Origin of the sequence: Butyrivibrio proteoclasticus P6B7 (assembly GCF_000622085.1) — a bacterium.
Lineage (GTDB): Bacteria > Bacillota > Clostridia > Lachnospirales > Lachnospiraceae > Butyrivibrio > Butyrivibrio proteoclasticus_A.
The window spans coordinates 31,284-44,379 of the sequence record NZ_JHWL01000022.1 but is presented as its reverse complement, the minus strand read 5'-3'; the positions used below and the strand labels follow the sequence as shown (position 1 = coordinate 44,379).

Annotated in this window: 16 protein-coding genes and 1 riboswitch; of the genes, 11 read left to right on the top strand and 5 right to left on the bottom strand. The window is 44.4% G+C overall.

Annotated elements, in window-relative coordinates; genetic code table 11:
- Window positions 1-75 precede the first annotated feature (75 nt).
- The 7 genes from T541_RS0113000 (at window position 76) to T541_RS21425 (ending at window position 7,192) form a co-directional block, all read left to right on the top strand.
- Window positions 76-1,173, top strand: coding sequence for a hypothetical protein (locus T541_RS0113000; RefSeq protein WP_026653137.1), 1,098 nt, complete (start codon window positions 76-78; stop codon window positions 1,171-1,173).
- A 13-nt stretch (window positions 1,174-1,186) separates the two neighbouring features.
- A complete protein-coding gene (locus T541_RS0112995; RefSeq protein ID WP_026653136.1) occupies window positions 1,187-2,866 on the top strand; it encodes a glycoside hydrolase family 13 protein in 1,680 nt (559 codons plus the stop codon).
- Window positions 2,863-4,314, top strand: coding sequence for a sugar ABC transporter substrate-binding protein (locus T541_RS0112990; protein WP_026653135.1), 1,452 nt, complete (start codon window positions 2,863-2,865; stop codon window positions 4,312-4,314). Before T541_RS0112995 ends, T541_RS0112990 begins: the two co-directional genes overlap by 4 nt.
- 20 nt (window positions 4,315-4,334) lie before the next feature.
- Complete coding sequence (locus T541_RS0112985; protein WP_026653134.1) at window positions 4,335-5,621, top strand: carbohydrate ABC transporter permease; 1,287 nt, start codon at window positions 4,335-4,337, stop codon at window positions 5,619-5,621.
- Window positions 5,618-6,445, top strand: a complete 828-nt coding sequence (locus tag T541_RS0112980) for a sugar ABC transporter permease (protein WP_026653133.1) — start codon at window positions 5,618-5,620, stop codon at window positions 6,443-6,445. The genes T541_RS0112985 and T541_RS0112980 overlap by 4 nt, the downstream gene beginning before the upstream one ends.
- Window positions 6,446-6,559: 114 nt before the next feature.
- Window positions 6,560-6,653: riboswitch (cyclic di-GMP riboswitch) on the bottom strand.
- A 193-nt stretch (window positions 6,654-6,846) separates the two neighbouring features.
- Entirely contained in the window at window positions 6,847-7,026 is a 180-nt protein-coding gene (locus T541_RS0112975) for a hypothetical protein (protein ID WP_026653132.1), read from the top strand.
- A gap of 13 nt (window positions 7,027-7,039) precedes the next feature.
- Window positions 7,040-7,192 (top strand): hypothetical protein, encoded by a 153-nt coding sequence (locus T541_RS21425; protein WP_155839523.1) that lies wholly within the window; start codon window positions 7,040-7,042, stop codon window positions 7,190-7,192.
- On the opposite strand, the gene T541_RS0112965 is transcribed toward T541_RS21425, so the two are convergent.
- Window positions 7,164-7,568 carry a hypothetical protein gene (locus T541_RS0112965; protein ID WP_026653131.1) on the bottom strand — a complete coding sequence of 135 codons (405 nt, stop codon included), beginning with the start codon at window positions 7,566-7,568 and terminating at the stop codon, window positions 7,164-7,166. The genes T541_RS21425 and T541_RS0112965 overlap by 29 nt on opposite strands.
- Window positions 7,569-7,822: 254 nt before the next feature.
- Here T541_RS0112965 and T541_RS0112960 point away from each other — a divergent pair, with 254 nt between their 5' ends.
- From T541_RS0112960 to T541_RS0112945, 4 genes are all read left to right on the top strand, one after another.
- Window positions 7,823-8,653 (top strand): hypothetical protein, encoded by an 831-nt coding sequence (locus T541_RS0112960; RefSeq protein ID WP_026653130.1) that lies wholly within the window; start codon window positions 7,823-7,825, stop codon window positions 8,651-8,653.
- 24 nt (window positions 8,654-8,677) lie between these two features.
- Entirely contained in the window at window positions 8,678-9,262 is a 585-nt protein-coding gene (locus tag T541_RS0112955) for an SOS response-associated peptidase (protein ID WP_026653129.1), read from the top strand.
- Window positions 9,263-9,280: 18 nt separating this feature from the next.
- Window positions 9,281-9,691 (top strand): peptide deformylase, encoded by a 411-nt coding sequence (locus T541_RS0112950; protein ID WP_026653128.1) that lies wholly within the window; start codon window positions 9,281-9,283, stop codon window positions 9,689-9,691.
- Window positions 9,692-9,812: 121 nt separating this feature from the next.
- A complete protein-coding gene (locus T541_RS0112945; RefSeq protein ID WP_026653127.1) occupies window positions 9,813-10,325 on the top strand; it encodes a nitroreductase family protein in 513 nt (170 codons plus the stop codon).
- Window positions 10,326-10,365: 40 nt separating this feature from the next.
- Here the strand turns inward: T541_RS0112945 and T541_RS0112940 are convergent, their stop codons facing one another.
- The 4 genes from T541_RS0112940 to T541_RS0112925 form a co-directional block, all read right to left on the bottom strand.
- Complete coding sequence (locus T541_RS0112940) at window positions 10,366-10,581, bottom strand: hypothetical protein (protein ID WP_026653126.1); 216 nt, start codon at window positions 10,579-10,581, stop codon at window positions 10,366-10,368.
- A gap of 89 nt (window positions 10,582-10,670) precedes the next feature.
- Window positions 10,671-11,114: a flavodoxin domain-containing protein gene (locus T541_RS0112935; RefSeq protein WP_026653125.1), complete on the bottom strand. Its 444-nt coding sequence runs from the start codon at window positions 11,112-11,114 to the stop codon at window positions 10,671-10,673.
- 13 nt (window positions 11,115-11,127) lie between these two features.
- The gene (locus T541_RS0112930) at window positions 11,128-11,940 is read right to left on the bottom strand and encodes a hypothetical protein (protein WP_026653124.1); all 813 of its coding nucleotides are present in this window, start codon (window positions 11,938-11,940) and stop codon (window positions 11,128-11,130) included.
- Window positions 11,941-11,974: 34 nt separating this feature from the next.
- Complete coding sequence (locus tag T541_RS0112925; RefSeq protein ID WP_026653123.1) at window positions 11,975-12,949, bottom strand: hypothetical protein; 975 nt, start codon at window positions 12,947-12,949, stop codon at window positions 11,975-11,977.
- Between the last annotated feature and the right edge of the window lie 147 nt (window positions 12,950-13,096).

Genomic DNA, 13,096 nt, shown 5'->3' with positions numbered 1-13,096 from the left:
AGGCTCCCAAAGTGTTATGAATAATTTATCAGTTAAGTTAACAAGGTTAACAAAATCCAAAACGGAGGGAATTTTATGAAAAAGGGAAGATTTTTGACTAGAGTAATGACACTTGTAATCAGCACAGTTCTTACAGTTTCTGCATTAACCGGTTGCGGAAGCAAGGCATCAGCAGAGGGTACAGACAATACCAACAGCGCTGGTGACACAATTACAGTAACATTCATGAACCAGGATGAAACTCTTGGAACAGCCACAACAACTTCAGGCGTAGCCCTTGATAAGTCAGCTTACGAGGCATTTGAAACAGTAGATGGCGCAGAATTCAATGGCTGGTTCGAGACACCTACATATCTTGAGAGCAGCAAAAAAGATCCATCAGTAGATACATTTACAAAGGACACCACACTTTACGGCGATTTCAGAAGCACAAACGTAACTGAGGATACACGTAAGTGGTATATCGCAGGCACTTCCACAAAGGGAACCCTTGCACTTAACAACTGGGCGGCTTCTCTATCTGATGAGGAAAAAGAGCAGTTTGAGCTTAAGGCAACAGGCAACACCAATGAATTTGTCCTTACAATAGATCTTTTCGAAGGCGATCAGTTCCAAATCATTCCTGATTGGTCATGGGATGGACAGAAGGGATTCGGCAAGTTCACTGATATTGACGAGTCTCAGATGGAGAACGCCGGAGGACTTGGCGGAACAGCAGATACATCTAATGTACAGGTTAAGGTTGATGGCAACTACACAATCACTCTTACAACAAACCCTGATAACGCAGCCCAGGACACACTTTCAATTGTTAGAAATTCAGATCCTTTGACAGATGGCGCAGAGGTTGAGAGTGAGCCATTTGCTCCAACAGAGGACACCAAGGTATTCGTAAAGGGCAGCTGGGTAGCTGACTGGTCAGATCTTCAGGAGCTCGATAGAGAGGCTGGAACTAACACTTACACAATCACAATGGACCTTAAAGCTGACACAGAGCTCTGCTTCTCAGTATTTGAGAAGGATGAGGACGCAGGAGTTGTTCTTAAGGAAGAGAATGTAACTTCTGACAAGGCTCTCCTTGCAGAAAACGGCAACAACATCCAGATCCTTGAGGATGGAACATATACATTCACAGTCAACCTCGATGATATGACTGTAGAAATTACTAAGTAATCGGGGGACCAGAATGAAACAGCATGCTTTACAACACATCGTGGATTCGGCGTATTGCTTCCCTGTGTCCAAGGATGAGATCACAATAAGGCTTAGGACCGCCACAGGCGACGTTGAGAGGGTCTGGGTTATCTACGAGAGCAAGTACAAGATCGCTCAGTCCCAGGAAAAGCTTGAGATGGCCAAGGCCTTTGAGGGTGAGCTATTTGACTACTACAGCGTGACCCTTAAGCTTAAGGACACGCGCCTTGCTTATGTTTTCTACATCTACGATGGCCAGGATTACTACTATTTCTCAGAGGACGGAGCCACCAAGGACTACGATTTTGAGAAGAGCTACTACAACTTTTTCCAGTACCCATACATCAACGAGGCAGATATTCTCGGCAAGGTTAACTGGTTAAGTAACGCCAGCTTCTACCAGATCTTCATCGACCGCTTCAACATCGGCGATAAAGACAAGGACATGAGCTATATCAACATGAAATGGGGCGATAAGCCCCTTCCCAAGAGCTTCGCAGGCGGCGATCTCAAGGGAATCATCGACAAGCTGGACTATATCAAGGGAATTGGCTGCGATGCCCTATATCTGACGCCAATCTTCAAGTCTCCATCCAACCACAAGTACGACATTGTGGACTATTTCCAGGTGGATGAACAGTTTGGCAACAGTCAGGATCTCCATACCCTGGTAAAAGAGCTACATAACCGAGGAATGAAGATCGTGCTGGACGCAGTATTTAACCACGTCAGCGAGCACAACGAGAAATTCGCAGATGTTGTCCAAAAGGGCAGAGAATCTGAGTATTTTGACTGGTTCGTGATAGACGGCGACCTGCCCACCAAGGAACCTCTTAACTACGAGGTTTTTGCAGGATGTAAGTACATGCCAAAGTGGAACACCTCTAACAGCGCTGTACAAGACTACCTGATGTCGATAGCTCTTTTCTACATCAATGAATTCGACATAGATGGCTGGCGCCTTGATGTATCAGACGAAATCAGCCACGACTTCTGGAGGAGATTCAGGAAGGAAGTGAAGGCAGCCAAGAAGGATGCGGTGATCATCGGCGAAAACTGGCATGATGCCTCCAACTACCTTAGGGGTGATCAGTACGACAGCATCATGAATTACGCATTTACTAAGGCAGCCCTTGACTATTTCGCATATAATAAAATGGATGCGGCCCACATGGCCCGCAAATTGAACGATATCCTTGCCCGCAACACAGATACTGTCAACGACATGATGATGAATCTTTTGGACAGCCACGATACAGACAGATTCTACAGTGAGGTAGGAGAGGACAATGACAAGCTTCACGCAGCGCTGGCTCTTTTGTACCTGTTCCCAGGCGAGCCTTCAATATTCTATGGCACAGAGGTCTATACCCCAGGCGGCTATGATCCTGACTGTAGACGGTGCATGGATTGGGAGGCTGCAGGCCAGGACCTTGAGGTAAAAGAGCTAATTAAGAAGCTTTCAGACGTCAGAAAGAAATGCGAGTTTTCTTCTGAAGGAACAAGAATCTATGCTTCAGAGGATGGAAGGCTTTTGTGCATCGAAAGACATGGGAAAAAGTCAGATGCAAGGCTCTACATCAATCAGACAGATAAACAGGGTATAGATAGAGAAATACAGGTAGATCCCATGGGATTTAAGCTGTTTGTAAACGGAGGAGAGATGGTATGAAGTATATGAAAAAAGCAATAAGCCTTGTGCTGGCATCATCTATGGTGGTAAGCATGGCGGCTTGCGGAAAAAGTACAGACAAGACTTCCGGGGATGCTACAAATGGAGACGTGATAACACTGCGAATACTGGAAAATGATACAGCTAAGCAGGAAGGATACCTTGATGAGCTTATAAATGCGTTCAATGAAGCCTACAAGGGCAAGGGAATCCAGGCTGTCGACGCCAATATGGACGAATACAGCAATCTGGCGGAAAACGGCCCTTATGGCTATGGCCCTGATGTTCTTTATCAGGCCAACGACAAGCTTATGACCTACGCAGAGGACAAGCATATCCTGGCTCTTAACAAGGACGACTTCGAGTGCGCAGCGTATACTCCAGATGAGGCATGGGATGCTTTCACAATTTCTGTGGATGGAAGCCAGTACACCTGCGCTGTTCCTGTAAATGTTCAGGAGCCTATGCTCTTTTATAGAAAAGACATGCTTCCAGAGGATTGGGAGCTTAGCTGGGATAATAACGGTAATCAGACTCCGGATTTCTTCGAGGATTTCAGCTTCCTTTATCGTTATTCCAAGCAGATCTACGATGAATCAAATGGCCAGAAGTTTGGCCTTGTTGCTCCTTGTAATGACCTTTATATGATGGCTGAGTTCATATTCTCCTATGGTGGATATGTGTTTGGCAAAGATGAGAATGGCCTTTATAACGCAGAGGACATCGGTTTTAACAAGGGCGAAGCTGCCAAAGGAATGCTTGCTCTTAGACAGTTTGCCGGTGTTATGAGCGAAGAGTGCATCGATGATTCCATTGGGCAGAACAGATACTCCAAGGTGGCAGATGGTACGTATTTCTGCTCTATATCTACACCTGACACATATGTCTTATTCCATGACAGACTTGTCGATGTTTATAAATCTGAGGGACTTGGTGACGAAGAAGCGGACCAGAAGGCCACAGAGAATCTTGGAATGATTGAGCTTCCACGCTCAATGCCTGGAGATGGAATTCTGTCAGGCGAGTCACCTGTAGTAGACACAGTTGTCATGGGCGGAGTTAATGGCTATGGAATTAGCGCCTATACGGAGCACAAGGAAGCCTGCATCGAATTCGTGAACTTCGCAACAAGCCATGAAATGATCAAAAAAAGATCAGAGATCTTAGGAATTGCGCCTACAAGATCAGATGTAGCCCAGGAAATGGGTGGCACAACCGAGATGATATTTGAAAGCCTCAATGCCGGCCACATTTACCTTATGCCTTCAATCAAGGCTGTAGACCAGATCTGGGACCCAATGCGCACGCTCCTTAGTGATGTGGCAAAGGACGCATTCCGTGAGAAAAACGGAGAGGCAATAAAATACCTGGATGACGCTACTATGCAGGATGCACTGGATAACGCATCAAACAGTATCTACGATGCGATCTTTACCCTGTCTAACTAAGTACCAAGGGAGCAAGACTTATGAAATCTAGCAAAATTAAGACCAAATGCTCCTATATCATCATGGGGCTTGGTCAGTTCCTATATGGACAGAGGATAAAGGGCCTTCTCTATATGGCTATACTTGCGCTTTATTTGTGGTATCTTTTCACCGCAGGTATCAGCGATATGGCAGGATTCTTCACTCTGGGAACGGTAGAGGGTGATCCCTGGTTGGGAATTAAGGGCGATGACTCAATCATAATGATGCTTAGAGGAATTCTCTCATTTATGATTTTCATCGCAGTGATTATCTTCTATCTCTCCAACCTAAAAGATATAAAGAATACAGAAAAGCTGGTGGAACAGGGCAGACCTGTTCCTGGCTTTTACAGATCACTGATTTCCTTTGTGGACAGGAAATTCTACGTTGTAGCTCTTTTCCTGCCTGTTGTGGGAGTCGCCATATTCAACGTCCTTCCAATCATATTCATGATACTCATCGCCTTTACCAACTACGGCGGAGATATCATTCCTCCTAAGCTTGTGGACTGGATAGGACTTGGGAATTTCAAGCAGATCCTCTCACTTTCAGGCATTAAGGATACTTTTGTTAAGATCCTTGGCTGGAACATCACCTGGGCTGTCTGCGCCACCGCCCTTAACTACTTTGGTGGTCTGTTCTTAGCTCTTTTGCTCAATAAGAACTGCGTAAAGGGCAAGACCTTCTGGAGAGCATTTCCAATCATCGCCTACGCGGTGCCAGGATTCATCACGCTTCTGGGCTTTAAGTTCATGTTCTCCTACGGCGGCCCCATCAACTATTACATTAAGATGTTCGGCGGCAACAGCATAGGCTTTCTTGATATCGACGCAGGCTGGATGGCCAGAATAATCGGCCTTCTCGTCAACGCCTGGATCTCGATTCCAACGTCCATGCTGCTGGCTACGGGAATTCTTTCTAATATGAATAAAGAGCTATATGAGGCAGCCAGCCTTGACGGCGCCGGAAGATGGAAGATGTTCACCAAGCTGACGCTGCCATTTGTGGTCTTTTCAACTACCCCAACCCTGATCACAAGCTTTGTGGGCAACTTCAACAACTTTGGCGTGTTCTACTTCCTAAGAGGCGGAATGTACCTTGACGACTACTTCCTGGCCAGCGACACGGACCTTTTGATCAACTGGCTCTACAACCTGTCCATAGACAACAACTACTATGGCATCGGAGCCGCTGTCAGCCTCATAATATTCATTATCACGTCCGTAATCTCTCTGACAGCCTACGTTAATTCATCAGCATTTAAGAAGGAGGATACATTCAGATGAAAAAAGAAAAGCTATCTGAAGTCATAATCACATATGTGGTTCTGATACTGGTTTCCTTCGTGTTTTTCTTCCCAGTGCTGTGGCTTGTCTTGGCTTCATTTTCCGCATCGGGATCAATCTACGATTTTGACGGATTCTTCCCAAAGAGCTATAGCGTAGCGACCTACGTTAAGCTATTTAGCGACACTGCCATGTACGATTACCCCAGCTGGCTTAGGAATACACTGTTCGTGGCTACATTTTCCTGCGTAATCTCTACGGTTCTGGTGATACTAACTGCCTACACCATGAGCCGCTTCAGATTCAAAATGCGTAAGCCCCTCATGAAGACCACCCTGGTCCTTAGCATGTTCCCAAGCTTCATGGGAATGACCGCTGTGTACCTGATCATGATCAACTTCAACATGATCAACAACCTCTGGAGCCTTATCCTGATCTATTCAGCCGGTGCTCCAATGGGATATCTGGTGCAGAAGGGCTACTTTGACACCATCAGCAATTCAATATATGAAGCAGCCAGAATCGACGGGGCGTCAAATCCAACCATATTCTGGAGGATCACACTTCCTTTGTCCAAGCCAATCCTGGTCTACACGGCACTGACCTCATTTGCATGGCCCTGGAGCGATTTCATCCTTCCTAACATGCTCCTCAAGAACCGAGACCTGTGGACCGTGGCTGTAGGGCTTACCCACCTTGGAGAGACTGAATTCTCAAGGTTCGCAGCTGGCGCCATATTTATCGCTGTGCCAATCGTAATCCTGTACTTCTCATTGTCCAGATTCCTTGTGGCAGGCGTATCCGACGGCGCTGTTAAGCAGTGATCACGATTGACATTCACTGAGATGAGATTGGGTAAAAGAACTATGAAATAAAGATTAATTAGAAAAGACGGCTACTGTTATATGAACAGCGGCCGTCTTATTTATATGTATAAGTTATATAACTGATATAACATATATATTATGCTGACATGTTAAAGTCCCTATAGCTTTGCGCCACAAGCTTTCGCTTGCTTTGCCCAATATTCAAGCCTGAATGAGTATATGATTTTTATAAACGGTTTGCAATACATTTTTGGATTAATTAACGGCGTTTATAGAGGGGACTTTGCGGACAAAGAGCTGGCTAAGAGGTTTTTGAAGAGCATAAAGTGATTTGAAGACAGTATTTGCCGATATTTGTTATATAATATAATATATAACGCTTTATTGGAGGGCAGCTCATGCGTTCAGAAGACGAAATCAGAAAAAAGCTTCAGGATGAAATCGACATTTATCTCACATGTCCCAAATTCTCAGTGGACGAACATGCGCATAACATCACTATGCTGGCGTGGGTAGTTGACGTGTCTGACCAGGAGCTTAGTGACATGATCCGAGACGCAGAGAGCGCATTTTCATGATAGGAGCGCATTTATGGATAAAAACCTACCATCAAAGCCCGCCAAAAAAGAAATCAAAATAGACCCCAACTCCAAAGTGGAGATCATTAAAAGAGCCCCCGATGAGCTGATTGCCATGGCTATCCGCGATACGCTTCTTAAAGATGAAGAAAAGCGAAAGCGATAGCTATAGCACAAATAATAATAACTAAAAAGAGCATTACTACTAAATCTCTTGTTAAGTAACAGTATTTGTCTGGTAAAACCTCAAAATCACCATCTTTATCTTCTTTAATGTGTACATCCAGATGATCTCCTGGTCTTAGGCTAGTCTCTGAAGTGTACACATTTTCTTTATACGTATTGCCTTTATAGCAGAACTCTACTTCATAGGTTTCGTAATATTCAAGACCATATCTGTAATGGTGTGTATCTGTTCCAAGACTTCTAATAACTTTTCCTTCGCAAACAACCGCCGTTTTAAACCTGATAATCTGAAAAAGATGCCAGAATACAAATGCGGCAACAAACGGAATACCTATTGCATATGATGCGTTTGACATTTTCTATTTGTTTCCCTCTAGTTTCAAAATGATAATTAACTATCCTACAGCCTTTCCTCATAAAAATCAATTGTATAAAACACCATCTGCAACATTTCCCAGCGCTCATCTGTATTATAATTAAAGGGTCTATGATAAACAGGACTCAAAAGGAGATTCGAAGATAGTGTTACACTTAACCATAAAACAATTCGCCAAACAGTTATATGGCGTAGTCTTTGCCATATTCCATAGATTCTAGGGGGAAAAGAACTTTGAAAAGGACCAGAAGATCTATTTCGGATATTTCCAAGCTGAAACTAGCGCTTTCACTAGCTTGCGGCGTTGCCTTGATATTTCTTTTAGCAGGTTGTGGGCGTAGCCAGGAGGAGAAGAACAACCAGGAGATCAAGGAAGCCATGCTGGGCAAGTGGGAGAGCCTTGATAAGGCCTATATCCTTGAAGTGGAGCAGGACCAGCGCCTGACCATCACCCAGAGCCTCTATAATAATGGAAAGCTGGTTCAGCAGAACAACGTCTATCGTGATGACTACGGCTATGCCAATGAACACCTGGATATGAGCTATGGCAACGCGTACTATCTTCTGTATGCTGGGGAAATGACGGCCTTTGCGCCTTTTTATATCGATGGCGACAAACTTCTATTTGAATATGAAGGTGAGTGGATCCGCTTTAATAAAGTCACAGAATCCGGCGCGGCCGCAGGTCATAGCGACCTGTACATCGATATGAGGCTTAAGATTATTGGATTCTGGGCTTCGAAGGATAGAGACTTCTTCCCGAACTTCATGAATGGCGATGGAAACGGTAAATTCATCCTGTGGCTTCCCAAGGGCACAGAGGACGGCCAGAGTGAAAGCGAGAGTGAATACTTTGAAATTACAGATATCGTCCCAGCTTCAGATCTTCCAGATGTAGATGCCAGGGGTCTTGATTACATCATAGTGACCCAGAAGGTTGATGAAATGGGCAATATAGTTGACGGCGAAACCATCTACTACCCTATGTCCTGTGATGATGACACACTGACAATTGTGTATGATGGTGCAATTAAGGAGTGCGAATGCTTGCTCCATGGATATTGATGGCGACAAGCCAAGAGAGGTCATATGTGCGGAAGATATATTTACAATGACAAGGTAACCAAAGAAATTCAAAGATATCTAGAGCTGGAAGGCTCATATACATATAACGACAGCGTCATAACTCCAGCCATGAACGCAGTATCCTTGGTAAAAGACAAAAAGCTTTCAGAAAGCATCGCGATAACAAGCCTATTCTGGGGAATTGTGGGCTATGACAAGAAGCTCATCATTAACGCTAAGTCAGAGTCTGTTGCTGACAAAACCTTGTTCGCAGACAGCTTCATGGCGCGAAGGTGCATATTGCCAGCCGCAGGCTTCTATGAATGGGACAAATCCAAGACCAAATACGAATTCAAAAGAGAAGATACAGGAAGCATCTACCTTGCAGGCCTGTACGACCTTAGTGACAACAAGGACTCCTTCGTGATCCTTACCACCTCTGCGAATGAGTCAATGAAGCCTGTCCACGATAGAATGCCAGTGATGATAGATAAAAAAGACGTCAAAGAGTACCTTTTGGACGCCTCATCAGCACTGGATATGATCAAACAACCAATGCCTCAGTTGGTTAAGTCCAGCGAATATGAGCAACTGAGCTTGTTTGATTGAGAAAGGAAATAGTGATAAATGGTAAAAGAAATAGTAAAAGACCCAATGTTCCTTCAGCAGAAATCAGATATAGCCACAAAAGCTGACAAACAAGTCGTCGAAGACTTGCTTGATACACTGCGCGCCAACCAGGATAGATGCGTTGGAATGGCCGCAAACATGATAGGCGTCCGCAAAAGAATCATCGTCGTAGCGATGGGACCCTTCATATTCCCCATGATCAACCCAGTGATTACAAAGAAAAGCGGAGAATACCAGACGGAGGAAAGCTGTCTTTCCCTGGAAGGCGTGAGACCTTGCACCAGATATAAAGAGATTGAAGTCGATTACCTGGACCAGGACTTCAAGCCACAGCACGGGAAATACAAGGATTTCACCGCGCAGATAATTCAGCATGAAATCGATCATTTCGAGGGAATCTTGATCTAAAAGCTGTTAAAATCCATTAATAAGAAATAACTTATTGCCATCAATAACCAAAATGTATTGGAAATCCATCTCCAATACTGTTAATACTAGTATGAATCAGTATAGAAAGGGGAGTTATACAATGGAATTTAAAGACGTAGTTAAGAACCGTTATTCATGCAAAAAATACAGCGACCGCAAGGTGGACAGAGCAAGACTCAACGCCATCCTTGAGGCAGGCAGACTTGCACCAACCGCCAAGAACCTTCAGGAACAGCGCATTTATGTAGTTGAAACCCAGGAGAACCTCGCCAAGATCGACAACGCGACTCCATGTCGATACGGCGCGCCAACAGTCCTTGTTGTGGCCTTTGATAAGAACAATATCTTCACATATCCAGGTGGCAAAAGAGATTCCGGCGTTGAGGACGCTTCCATCGTAGCAACCCACCTGATGTTGGCGGCAGCCAACGAAGGCGTGGACAGCTGCTGGCTCAACTTCTTCGACCCTGAGAAACTTGCGCAGGACCTGGGCCTTCCAGAGAACGAAGAAATCCTGATGCTCCTTGATCTTGGCTATGCGGCAGAGGGTGCAGGCCCTCTTGACAACCACAACAGTAGAAAAGAGCTATCAGAGACAGTAAGTTATATTTAAGAGAAGTTGTGGCAATTCTATGAGAATAAAAAAGCAGGGGTCAATTCCCCTGCTTTTTTTGTGCTTCTTGTATTTTATCTAGATATTCCATGGCTTTTTCAGACATCTGAGTATTGAATGACATCTTTGATCCACAATGTTCGCATGTTATCTGCGCACCCATGAAATCTCGTGGAATAGCAATGGGCTTACCACATGATGGACATGGAACACTGGCTACTCTTTGAAGTTCTCTTTCTGGCCTATTATCTGGCATCTTCAATCCCCCTAAAATAAAAGACATCTATTTACAAAATATTATAATTCTAACAGACACTATTGCGCCACCATGGGTAATCCTCAATTTCAGAGATTCTTATAGAATTCCACAGCGCCGCTTATTTCGTCTTCTGTAGGATGGCCTTTCTGAATGCCGCCTACTAGCTTGAATGGACCGAAGGTGTCGAAGCCTTTGCACATATAGCGGCCAAGCTCGTTACATTGCTTTTCGGCGGTTATGTCTGCAATGGCGTTGAAGTAGACCTTTACCGGATTTCCTGCAGTGCATATGAAGAATACACCTTTTTGCTCAGGGAGATTGACCTTGGCAAAGTTAAGGAGTTGCTCTGCGAATTTGCTGTAGTAGGCGCCGGAGGCAAAGCCGATTCTATCATACTCTGTCAGGTTGGCTTCGGGCTTTTCTGTGACGTCAATGAGCTCAAGGTCTGGATCAAAGGACTTGATAGCGTCCAGGAGCTTTTTGGTGTTTCCGTGGTGCTTGCTGTAATATACGATTGCTGTCTTTTTCATACGGTTCCTCCTATTATCTTACTGGCGCTGTAACCACCAGGTCCATTGTACCATCGTCGTAGAAGAGCGCAACCATGGGATAATCTGAGTGAAAGTTATTGAAAGCAGATTTGCCAAATTGGTATATGTTAAGCGCATGCTCTGTGTTAAGTCTTTTGCCATAATGCTCAGCCACGGCAAGGAGTTCTTCGTTGCCCAAAAGATAACCGTAGGATGGGGAATTAGCTCTTTTGCCTATGATAGAAGTGATATCCATTATGTATTCATAGTCTGTAACATGAGGAACTGCCTTGGTTGTCTCTTCCAGGGCGGTGTTCACGTAATTAACTCTTATTTCCTGATATGTTCTTGGATAAATGCGATGAATATTGCTAACCGTGGCATCTACGACTTTTTGGCCTATGTAGTCACAAATGTAGTCATATTCTGTCCAGCGGGATTTCATATATCGAGAGCTGCGCGACTTCCTTTCATCTTCCAGCCAATCGGGGTATTTCTGAATGGAAAATGCGTTCTTACCCGGTGTCATCAGGATTTGGCGGCCCAGGGTGTTGTATAGTTTCCATAATACGATTACCAGGACGAGCGCCAGGATAACGTATTTGATCATCCATCTGTGATTGCTATAGAGCCAGGAAAACAGGCTGATGGAAGCAAGTATTATAGGCGGGCCCCAAACCGATATTTTCCATACCATTACATAAAAAATAGCTTTACCAACGGCATCTATGCCTCCAGTGGGTGCAAACTTGCGCGCCAGGGCCCACATCAGGATGTGGCCTACGATAAGCCAGACTATGGCTATGATTAGTAGTGTTTTTAGCATAGTTGAATGTAATCCCCCAATAGATTCTAGCTTTTTAGAATGTCTCTCCTAAAAGGCCTGTTCCCCATTCAAATGGGTTGGACTCGTCTGCTTCGTCGTAGAGCTTTGAGACGATTTCATTAACAGAATCCCAGTCACCTTCTTCTGCATATTCAGCTGCGTAGGACTTGAAGTGACTCTGTGTCATAACGCCTAAGCTAAGCTGGTTTATAAGAAGCTCGCCGTGGTAGAATGCATCTTCGAACTGTTCCTGTGTGAAGTCCTCACCTGTTGCCTCGTTAAAAGATGCTCTAAGAAGGCTAGTGATGTCCTCATCACCAGAGCCCGCTGTTCTATCGTTGTAGTAGTAGTCAAGGGTTCCGTCCTCACAGATCTCAACCAATGAAAGCTCGTAGTCTACGCCATCACCGAAGGTGTATGCACTAGATCTGGTCTCGATGATGATAGTATCCTTTCCATTAGCAAAGTCATTGGTCTCAGCGATAAGAACCTGGCTTTCGTCAGCAAACTTGATGAATTCTTCAATTTCAACGGTATCCACTACTTCAACTTCGTAGTTATCATCGATGCCAAGAAGCTTAATCTCAAGTGCATTCTTTTCCGCATTGAAATTGAAAATAATATAATTCTCATCGCCGTTCGCAAAGATGCCGGCGATTGAACCACTCTGGCCATCAACTGAAGTAAACAAGTTGCCCTTTTCATTAAAGTATGCATTTAAGGTAAAGTCTGTACCATAGGCACTAACGTAAGCATCTGAGCTAACATAATTAGTAAAGATCATCTTAGGATCTGTTTCTACTTCCTCATCCTCTTTGTCGTCAGTGTCGTTGTCAGCTTCCTTTTCCGCTTTATCGGCTTCTTCATCCTTGTCAGTTGCGTCATTGCTGGCGTCGTCCTCACTGATGACCTCGTCAGCGTCATCCTTCATAGTGAAGCTAAATCCACATCCGCAAAGGCTGAATGTCATGATGCCCATCATCACAAGGGCTGCAAATCTCTTTTTCATAATAATTCCTCCAAAAAATCTTCGATGGGAAGTATTATATCACATCCGAATATATTACAATTTGCTTAATTAGTATTGGGAAGAAACTTGGGGAAACGGGGAGTGTTGTTTGGTGGGGCTAGGATTTTTGGATAAATTCATAAGTAA

What these genes read in the sequence shown, in the direction of transcription:
- T541_RS0112995 (WP_026653136.1), top strand. Translation starts at nt 1,187, where the DNA reads ATGAAACAGCATGCTTTACAACACATCGTGGATTCGGCGTATTGCTTC.
- T541_RS0112975 (WP_026653132.1), top strand. Translation starts at nt 6,847, where the DNA reads ATGCGTTCAGAAGACGAAATCAGAAAAAAGCTTCAGGATGAAATCGAC.
- T541_RS21425 (WP_155839523.1), top strand. Translation starts at nt 7,040, where the DNA reads ATGGATAAAAACCTACCATCAAAGCCCGCCAAAAAAGAAATCAAAATA.
- T541_RS0112985 (WP_026653134.1), top strand. Translation starts at nt 4,335, where the DNA reads ATGAAATCTAGCAAAATTAAGACCAAATGCTCCTATATCATCATGGGG.
- T541_RS0112955 (WP_026653129.1), top strand. Translation starts at nt 8,678, where the DNA reads ATGTGCGGAAGATATATTTACAATGACAAGGTAACCAAAGAAATTCAA.
- T541_RS0112950 (WP_026653128.1), top strand. Translation starts at nt 9,281, where the DNA reads ATGGTAAAAGAAATAGTAAAAGACCCAATGTTCCTTCAGCAGAAATCA.
- T541_RS0112965 (WP_026653131.1), bottom strand. Translation starts at nt 7,568, where the DNA reads ATGTCAAACGCATCATATGCAATAGGTATTCCGTTTGTTGCCGCATTT.
- T541_RS0112945 (WP_026653127.1), top strand. Translation starts at nt 9,813, where the DNA reads ATGGAATTTAAAGACGTAGTTAAGAACCGTTATTCATGCAAAAAATAC.
- T541_RS0112980 (WP_026653133.1), top strand. Translation starts at nt 5,618, where the DNA reads ATGAAAAAAGAAAAGCTATCTGAAGTCATAATCACATATGTGGTTCTG.
- T541_RS0112925 (WP_026653123.1), bottom strand. Translation starts at nt 12,949, where the DNA reads ATGAAAAAGAGATTTGCAGCCCTTGTGATGATGGGCATCATGACATTC.
- T541_RS0112990 (WP_026653135.1), top strand. Translation starts at nt 2,863, where the DNA reads ATGAAGTATATGAAAAAAGCAATAAGCCTTGTGCTGGCATCATCTATG.
- T541_RS0112940 (WP_026653126.1), bottom strand. Translation starts at nt 10,581, where the DNA reads ATGCCAGATAATAGGCCAGAAAGAGAACTTCAAAGAGTAGCCAGTGTT.
- T541_RS0112935 (WP_026653125.1), bottom strand. Translation starts at nt 11,114, where the DNA reads ATGAAAAAGACAGCAATCGTATATTACAGCAAGCACCACGGAAACACC.
- T541_RS0113000 (WP_026653137.1), top strand. Translation starts at nt 76, where the DNA reads ATGAAAAAGGGAAGATTTTTGACTAGAGTAATGACACTTGTAATCAGC.
- T541_RS0112930 (WP_026653124.1), bottom strand. Translation starts at nt 11,940, where the DNA reads ATGCTAAAAACACTACTAATCATAGCCATAGTCTGGCTTATCGTAGGC.